General features: G+C 69.6%; 7 protein-coding genes. All 7 read right to left on the bottom strand.

Going from position 1 to position 7,303, the window contains the following annotated elements; all coding sequences use genetic code 11:
• Positions 1-150: 150 nt before the first annotated feature.
• Complete coding sequence (locus ACTICP_RS13880) at positions 151-1,014, bottom strand: phosphoribosylaminoimidazolesuccinocarboxamide synthase (protein ID WP_441893334.1); 864 nt, start codon at positions 1,012-1,014, stop codon at positions 151-153.
• 33 nt (positions 1,015-1,047) lie between these two features.
• Entirely contained in the window at positions 1,048-1,428 is a 381-nt protein-coding gene (locus ACTICP_RS13885; RefSeq protein ID WP_441893336.1) for a RidA family protein, read from the bottom strand.
• A 39-nt stretch (positions 1,429-1,467) separates the two neighbouring features.
• Positions 1,468-3,072, bottom strand: coding sequence for an N-acyl-D-amino-acid deacylase family protein (locus ACTICP_RS13890; RefSeq protein ID WP_441893337.1), 1,605 nt, complete (start codon positions 3,070-3,072; stop codon positions 1,468-1,470).
• Complete coding sequence (locus tag ACTICP_RS13895; protein WP_441893338.1) at positions 3,072-4,337, bottom strand: alanine racemase; 1,266 nt, start codon at positions 4,335-4,337, stop codon at positions 3,072-3,074. Before ACTICP_RS13895 ends, ACTICP_RS13890 begins: the two co-directional genes overlap by 1 nt.
• 38 nt (positions 4,338-4,375) lie before the next feature.
• A complete protein-coding gene (locus tag ACTICP_RS13900; RefSeq protein ID WP_441893340.1) occupies positions 4,376-4,978 on the bottom strand; it encodes a bifunctional 4-hydroxy-2-oxoglutarate aldolase/2-dehydro-3-deoxy-phosphogluconate aldolase in 603 nt (200 codons plus the stop codon).
• Between the two features lie 10 nt (positions 4,979-4,988).
• Positions 4,989-5,945, bottom strand: a complete 957-nt coding sequence (locus ACTICP_RS13905; RefSeq protein ID WP_441893342.1) for a sugar kinase — start codon at positions 5,943-5,945, stop codon at positions 4,989-4,991.
• Positions 5,942-7,303, bottom strand: a 1,362-nt coding sequence (locus tag ACTICP_RS13910; protein ID WP_441893344.1) for an MFS transporter, incomplete at its 5' end; no start/stop codon positions are given. The genes ACTICP_RS13910 and ACTICP_RS13905, both read right to left, overlap by 4 nt.

Below are 7,303 nucleotides of genomic sequence, written 5' to 3' on the forward strand. Positions count from 1 at the left end.
TCAGCCGCTCTTCGGGGCGGACGACCTTATCGGGGGCGACGTTGCGGCCGTCGCCGTGAATCTTCCACACGGGCATGCGGGGGCTCCTCGGAATCGGGGTGGGAATGCTGCAGAAACACTATCGTCCGCCGCCTCCCGCCGCCGCCCGGCCTACGCGGTCAGGCGGGTGATGAGTTCGCGGTACCGGTCGGCGGTGCGCTCGACGATCTCGTCGGGAAGTGCGGGCGGTTCGCCCTGCTGGTCCCAGTTCGACGCCAGCCAGTCGCGCACGATCTGCTTGTCGAAACTCGCCATCCGCTCGGTCGGCGTCTGGCCCGAGTCCCATGCGGCGGCATCCCAGTAGCGGGACGAGTCGCTCGTGAGTACCTCGTCGGCTAGGCGCAGCACCCCGTCGGCGTCGACACCGAACTCGAACTTCGTGTCGGCGAGGATCAGCCCGCGCTCCTCGGCGATCGCCGCGGCACGTGAATACAGCGCCAGCGACGTGTCGCGCAGCTTGGCGGCGCGCTCGGCACCCACCAGGTCGACTGTGCGTTCGAACGTGATGTTCTCGTCGTGCTCGCCCATCGGCGCCTTGTACGCCGGGGTGAACAGCGGCTCGGGCAGCCGGTCGCCGTTCTCGAGACCCATCGGCAGCGGGATGCCGCAGATCGTGCCGTGCTCCTGGTACTCGGCCCAGCCCGAGCCGGTGATGTACCCGCGCACGACGCACTCGATCGGCAGCATCTCGAGCGATTGCGCGAGCATGGCACGGTCGGCGACCGATGCGGGGAGCTCGCCATCGGCGAGATGGTTCGGCACGTCGCCGAGCTGCTCGAACCACCAGCGGCTCAGCTGCGTGAGCAGAGCGCCCTTTTCGGGGATGCCGGGGGAGAGCACGTAGTCGAAGGCGCTCACCCGGTCGGATGCCACGACGAGGATGCGGGGGTCCGCCGCGTCCTCGGAGGCGTACAGATCGCGGACCTTGCCGGAGTAGAGGGGCCGCCAGCCGGGGATGTTCACGGGAGTGCTCATCCGCCCATTATCCCGGCTGGCGCCCCCACCGGGTCACGCCTGGGGAACAGCGGCGACCACGTCGATCTCGACGAGGATGTTCGCCAGCTGCGACCCGACGGTCGTGCGCACGGGGTACGGCTCACTGAAGAACTCCTTGTACGCCTCGTTGAACTCGGCGAAGTCGGCGAGATCTGCCAGGTGCACGGTCGTCTTCACGCTGTCGTCGAGGGTGAGTCCCTGCTCGGCGAGCACGGCGCCGACGTTGCGCAGCACCTGACGGGTCTGGTCGCCGACCGACTCGGGCACGGCACCCGTCGCCGGGTCCTGCGGGCCGAAGCCTGCGGTGTAGAAGAAGCCGTTCGCCATGACGCCCTGGCTGTAGGGCCCTGCCGGCTGGGGGGCGTTGGTGGTGTGGAAAGCGGTCTTGCTCATCTGTTGCTCCGTTCTGGATGGGGGTGGTCTGGGTGGTCTTCAGGCCCGGCGCAATCCGCGACCGGGGAGTTCGGATGCCGGGGACACGAGCTCACCCGCCGCGAGGACGGGAACGCCGGCGACGAAGACGTCATCGATCCCGACGGCATCGCGCAGGGGCTCGTCATAGGTGGCGGCGTCGGCGACGGCATCCGGATCCACGACGATCAGGTCCGCCGGGGCGCCCGGTTCGATCGCGCCGCGTCGGCCCAGCCCGAATCGGGCGGCCGGTGTGGCCGAGAGGTGCTGCACGGCATCCGCCCACGACCAGGTGCCGGTCTCGCGTACGAAAGTGCGGAGGAACCGCGCGAACGACCCGCGCGCACGCGGGTGCGGGTGCGACCCGATGAAGATGCCGTCGGATCCGCCGACGTGCCCCGGGTGCGCGAAGATGCGGGCCAGCTCTGCGTCCGGACGCTCGTACCGCACCGCCATGATGACGTTCGCCTGCAGGCGGCAGGCGCGGAGGGTGTCGAGCACGAACTCGATGACGTCGACGTCGGCACGCTGCGCGGCCTGCGCGATCGTCAGCCCGTGTGCCCACGACAGTTCGGGCGCCGACAGGTGCGACAGCGAGATCATGTGCGGCCAGTCGGGGCCGAGGCTGGGGTTGTTCGCCACCCGAGGGAACCACTCCCGCCGCAGTCGTTCGCGCTCGTCCGGGTCATCGAGTGCGCGCATGATGTCGTCCACCGGCTGCGCGGAGAGCTCGGAAGGCAGGAGCGGCATGCCCATCAGGCTGCAGCCGCGGATGTACGGGTAGGCGTCGAACGTCGCGTCGATTCCGGATGCTGCGAGCGCATCGAGCTGCGCCAGCACGATGTCGGCTTCGGCATGGAAGTGCGACACGTGCACGCGCAGCTCGCCGCCCGACCGGTCGCCGGCGAGCCGGGCGATCTCGGCGGTCTCGTCGATCCCGGCCGCGGAATTCGCCTCGTACCCGCCGCGCATGTGGCTGACGTACACGCCGCCGACCTCGGCCACCGGGGTGCAGAGGTCGGCGATCTCGCGGCCGCTCTGGAAGATCCCCGGCACATAGTCCAGGCCCGTCGAGAGCCCGACCGCCCCGTCGCGCATGCCCTCTCGTACGAGGGCAGACATGGCATCGCGCTGCGCATCGTCTGCCGGTGCCTGCGATCGGCCGCACACCTCGAACCGCACCGTTCCGGCCGGAACCAGATAGGCGGCGTTCACCCGAGAGGCGCCGTCGACGGCGGTCAGGAGCTCGGCGACCCCGCCGCCGGAGTACGACGGATGCGGGCCGTTGATGGCGGCGAAGTACTCGGTCGCGTAGGCGCCGTCACCGGGGGCGTACGAGACGCCGTCCTGCCCGACGATGACCGAGGTCACGCCCTGCCTGAGCAGAGAACGCTGCACGTTCTCGTCGTGCAGCAGCCCGTCGGCGTGCGAGTGGGCGTCGATCAGGCCGGGCATCACGAGCCGGCCGGTGCAGTCGACGACGGCATCCCCGTCGCGCGGCGCCACCTCGCCGATTTCGGTGATGCTGGTTCCCTCGATGGCGACGTCTCCGCGGCGCTCGCCTGTCGCGTCGACGATCGTGCCTCCGCGCAGCACGATGCGACCGGAATCGGATGCTGTCGACATCAGAAGTACGTGCGCACCAGGTCGGTGACGACGCCGGAGTCCCAGGAGTCCACGACGGGCAGCACCCGCCACTTGTCGAACGCGGTGCACGGGTGCGACAGGCCGAGTGCGACGACTGAGCCCACCGGGGTATCGCCGTCGCCCTGCCCGCGCACGAAGGTGTGCTGGTCGTTCATCGCCGTCGCCGTCGCGTCGTCGAGCGACTGCCACGGGGCGCCCAGCTCGGTCGCCGTCGCCCGTGGGATGGGGAGTCCCTCGTCAAAGGGGAAGTCGCGCTTGCCGCCATCGACCAGTGCGAGCCCCGGTTCGGGCTGCGAGACGACGCGGGCGATGCCGTGCATCGCGGTGCGCAGCTGCGGCGCATCGGCAGAGGCACGGGCTTCGTCGAAGGGGGATATCTGCCGGTAGAACCCGTCATCGTGAACGATGTAGGCGCCCGAGCGCAGCGTGAAGTGCGTGCGGGCATCCGCTTCGGCCACGGCGTCGGCGTACACCTCCGCGACGATGTCGAAGTAGGCGCTGCCGCCGGCGGTGACGAAGATGTCTCCGGGGCCGTACAGGTGCCCGATGCGCTCGTGCAGCGCGATCTGCGACTGCAGATAGTCGCGCACGACGCGTCGCGCGTCGTCGGTGCGGTCGTGTGCGAGCGCGCCCTCGTAGCCGGCCACTCCCGCGAGCCGCAGCGTGTCGGTCGCGGCGATCCGTTCGGCCACTTCGACGGCGGCCTCGATCGTGCGCGCCCCGGTGCGGCCTCCCGCCGCTCCGAGCTCGACCAGGACCTCCACGGGACGTGGCGCTCCGGCCGCGCGCAGCGCGCGGTCCATCACCTCGACAGTCTGGATGGAATCCACCCAGCAGGTGAACCGCAGCGCCGGGTCGGCCAGTTCGCGCGACAGATAGCCCAGCGCGCGCTCGTCGACGGCGCTGTTGGCGAGCATGATCGACGACACCCCGAAGCTGCGCGCCGTGCGCACCTGCCCCATCGTGGCCAGTGTGATCCCTGTGGCTCCTGCGTCGAGCTGACGCTGCCACAGCGCCGGGGCCATCGTCGTCTTCCCGTGCGGCATGAGCTCGAGCCCGCGCTCGCCGCACCAGGCGGCCATGGTGGCGACGTTGTGCTGCATCGCGTCGTCATCGAGGACGACCAGCGGCGTCCAGAACTCGTCGAGGCGCGGGGCGGTCGCCAGGAAGCCAGCGACCGTCATGCCGATCGCCCGCTCGGGCAGACCCTTGTCGCGAGCCGTCAGCACATCGGTATCCGTCATCGTCCTTCTCCTCGTCGTCACTCTGCGTCTCAACGTCCTCAGTCGAGCAGCTGCGCGAGTGCGGGCAGCTGCGCGGAATCTTCGAGCGCCGATCCGACAGCGACGACGCGCACACCGGCGTCGAGGAAGGCCGGAGCGTTGCCGGCATCCATCCCCCCGGTCGCCACGAAGGTGACGCCGGGGAACGGCCCCCGCATGGCGCCGAACCATCCCGTGCCCAGCAGTGATGCGGGGAAGGCCTTCAGCCAGGTCAGCCCTTCCTTCACCGCCGCCTGCACCTCGCTGGCCGTCGCCACACCGGGAAGCGCCGGCATCCCGGCCTCGTGCGATGCGCGGACGATCTCGGCATCAAAGCCGGGGCTGACGGTGAAGGCGGCACCGGCGTCGGCCGCCTGACGCACGTGGTCGGGCGAGATGACCGTGCCCGCGCCGACGCGCAGCCCGCGTGCTGCCGCGGCCTCGGCCAGTACCCGGAGGGCCTCGACGTCGGTGGGGGTCTGCACGGGGACTTCGACGGCGGTGATCCCGAGGTCCCACGCCGTCGTCGCGACCTCCAGGCTGCGTTCGACGCCCATGCCGCGCAGTATTGCCATCAGCGGCACGTCGCCGAAGAGTTCACGGAAGGAGGAGTTGTCTGTCATTTTCGGCCTTTCACTCAGTATCATCTTCGACGAAATCGCTCGTCGAGCGCAGCACGAGACGGGCGCGGGCATGTCCCGCCCCCAGACGCCCGGCCGCGTCATCGCCGGCGAGCAGTGCGGCGAGGTACCCGGCGGCGAAGGCATCGCCGGCGCCGACCGCCTCGATCACCTCGGTCGGGATCGCGGGGACGAAGGTCTCCGAATCCGCCCCAGCGGCATCCCGTGCGAACTCGGTCGCGCCGACGTCGCCGTCCTTCACGACCAAACGAGACGGCTGGGGGATGAGCGCGCGCACCTCGGCGGCGGTGAGGCACTCCCACACGGTGTTCGCCTCATCGAGACCGACGAACACGATGTCCGCGCGACGGGCCAGCGCGAGCAGGGCCGGTGCCGCCACATCCGGAGCCCACAGTGCCGCGCGATGGTTCACGTCGAAGCTGAGCTGCCCGTCTCCCGCGGCGACCCGCTCGATGACGGCATCCACGAGCGCCGCACACTCCGGGGAGAGCGCGGGGGTGATCCCCGAGAGGTGGACGATCGCGGCATGCTCGAGCGGCACATCGGCGACCGCATCCGGCGTCAGACGCGATGCGGCTGACCCGTCGCGGTAGTACAGCACGCCCCGGCCCGGATCCTTGAAGTACACCCCGGTGGGAGCTGTGGGGTCCGTGCGTACCCAGCCGACGTCGACGCCGCGCGCCGCGACGGCATCGCGCACGCGGGTGCCGAGGACATCGGATCCGACGGCGCTCACCCACGCCGCATCGACCCCGAGGGCGGCGGCGTGGCTGGCGACGTTCGACTCCGCGCCGCCCACGTGCACCTGCAACTGCGGGGCCGAAGCCAACGACTCCGCACGCGCAGGAGTGAGCATCACCATCGTCTCGCCCAGTGCGATCAGGCGAGGCGCGATCAGGCGTGGCGTGATCGGGTGAGGCGTGGTCGTGGGCAGCGCGGTGGTCGTCACCGAGTCCGCCCCTTCCCCTTGACGGTGGGCACGTTCTGCGTCGCGGCGAGCACGTGCAGTCGTCCGGCATCCTCACGATCAGGACGAACGGATGCCGCGAGCGTGGCGATCACCCCGACCACGGCGATCACCCCCGCGTAGACGACCACCGGCCAGAAAGCACCGCCGGCGGCAGCCACGAGAGCCGCGCAGATCAGCGGCGCGAACCCGCCGCCGAGCGTGTTGGAGAACTGGTAGCCGATGTTCACACCGGTGGTGCGCGCCTCCGGGTCGAACATCTCGACCAGCATCGTCGACAGCGTCGCCTGCATCGCCACGCCGAACACCACGAACCCGAGGATCTGACCGAGCCAGATCAGCCACATGTTGCCGGTCGTGAAGAGCATGAACGTCGGATAGACCATGGCTGCGAAGCCGAGGCATCCGATGATGTAGACGGTGCGGCGGCCGATGCGATCCGAGATCGCTCCCCACAGGGGCGCGACGAAGATCTGCAGCATGCCGACGATCATGGTGCCGGCGAAGCCCATCCATGCAGGCAGGTCCTGGTCGGTGACCATGAAGCTCAGCCCGTAGGTGAGCACGACGTACCCGGCGATCGATTGCGGGAGGCCGATGAGGATTCCCATGATCGCGTTCTTCGGGTGCCGGAACACCTCGATCAGCGGGTTGGCCTTCTTGCCGGCCGCGGCGATCTGCTGGTTCTGGGTCTCGATGAACTCCTCGGACTCTTCGAGCTTGTGCCGCAGGATGATCGCCACGATCGCCAGCACAGCCGAGAACACGAACGGGATGCGCCAGCCCCACTCGATGAACCAGGAGCCCTCGCCGAGACCGAGCGCGGCCATGAAGCCGCCCGAGACGACGTTCGCGATGCCGGCACCGCTGATGAGGAACGCGCCGTACATGCCCTTGCGGCCGACGGGGGCGTTCTCGACCACCATGGTCGCCGCTCCCCCCATCTCGCCGCCGACGAAGAAGCCCTGGAACATGCGGAAGACGATGAGGAGGATCGGTGCCGTGGCTCCGATCAGGTAGTCCGGCGGGATCACGCCGATCGCCGTCGTCGCGACGCCCATGCCCACGACGGTGATCATGAGCACGGCCTTGCGCCCGACACGGTCGCCGACGATGCCCCAGACGATCCCGCCCACGGGACGCAGCAGGAAGCCGACCGCGAACGTGGCGAACGACGAGAGCTGTGCGATGACCGGGTCGTTGCTGGAGAAGAACACTGCGGGGAAGACTGCGGCTGAGGCGAGGCCGTACAGGTAGTAGTCGTAGTACTCCATCAGCGTGCCGATGGAACCGCCGGCGATCGTGCGCTTCTGTTTGGACGTGAGTCCGCTGGGGGTGCT

Origin of the sequence: Microbacterium sp., from assembly GCF_052102115.1 — a bacterium.
In the GTDB taxonomy this organism is placed as follows: domain Bacteria; phylum Actinomycetota; class Actinomycetes; order Actinomycetales; family Microbacteriaceae; genus Microbacterium.